Source organism: Rhodopseudomonas sp. BR0C11 (genome assembly GCF_010820945.1).
Lineage (GTDB): Bacteria > Pseudomonadota > Alphaproteobacteria > Rhizobiales > Xanthobacteraceae > Rhodopseudomonas > Rhodopseudomonas palustris_H.
In genome coordinates this window covers 1-1,059 of record NZ_QTKI01000740.1, presented here as the reverse complement: position 1 = coordinate 1,059, position 1,059 = coordinate 1, and the positions used below count along the sequence as shown (strand labels likewise).

The following is a 1,059-nucleotide window of genomic DNA, read 5'->3' as shown; positions in this document are numbered from 1 at the left end:
ACGTCGCCGGGGTGATGGCTCTGTTCGATCACGTGATCGAATCCGCCAAGATCGGCCTGCGCAAGCCGGATCCGAAGATCTACCAGATGATGATCGAGGCGCTCGGCGTCGATCCGAAGGCTTGCGTCTATCTCGACGACCTCGGCGTCAATCTGAAACCGGCGCGCGAGATGGGAATGGCGACCATCAAGGTGGTCAGCGCCGAACAGGCGATCGCCGAACTCGAAGACGCGACCGGGCTGAATTTGCGGGGCGCCTGAGCGCCCTCTCCCAGGTGGTCGCGGCGTCATTTCCGAACGCCGCCGCTCATCGGCCGCGATCCGGGGTCCGCGTAGTTTCCCGAGCAGCGCGGGAGCGCGGCTCCGCCTCTACTCATCCCAGAGTGATTGGAGTGATTCGTCTTGCGCCGCCGCGCTTGAATCAGCGGGCGGCGTCCGTGGTTGTTTTGCGTTCGATCGTTCCTGCAAGCGCGCGAGCCCGCATCGATGACCAAGGTCGGTTCGACCATCAGTTCCGCGTCGGGTGATCGCGCCCGGATCCGCGCCGAGTTCGACCGCTTCGCCGCAGCCCGTTCGCTGCAGCGGCCGAGCGACCTGATCCTGATCCAGCCGGCGCTGGTGCCGCAGAGCTATTTCGACGTCACCACCGCCCGCAGCGGCGGCTACTACAATTTCCCGCCGGTGGGGCTGCTGTATCTCGCCGCGGCCGCCCGCGCCGCCGATCCCGCGCTCGGCATCCACCTGATCGACATCAATCATCAATTGCTCAAGGCCGCGCATGGCGGGGCCTTCGACTACGGCCTTTGGCGCGATCTGGTGCGCGATGCGATCAAAGCCTGCGCCCATCCGCATGTCGGCGTGTCGTATATGTTCGGCACCACCAAGCCGTGCTTCACCGAAGTGATCGATCTGATCCGCAGCGAATTCCCGCAGGTGCCGATCCTGTGCGGCGGCGTGCAGGCGACGTTCGACTATCGGGAGATCCTGGCGAGCGGGCTGTGCGACATCGTTGCCCGCCACGAAGGCGAACAGCAACTGATCGGCTATCTCGGCGCGCTGG

The 1,059-nt window shown here is 65.3% G+C and carries 2 protein-coding genes; both read left to right on the top strand.

Annotation, left to right across the window (positions count from 1 at the left end; translation table 11 throughout):
* The coding region (locus DYI24_RS27035) for an HAD-IA family hydrolase (protein WP_164574508.1) at positions 1-260 on the top strand (260 nt) is incomplete at its 5' end.
* A gap of 225 nt (positions 261-485) precedes the next feature.
* Positions 486-1,059: cobalamin B12-binding domain-containing protein (locus tag DYI24_RS27030; RefSeq protein WP_205523717.1), on the top strand; the 574-nt coding region annotated here is incomplete at its 3' end.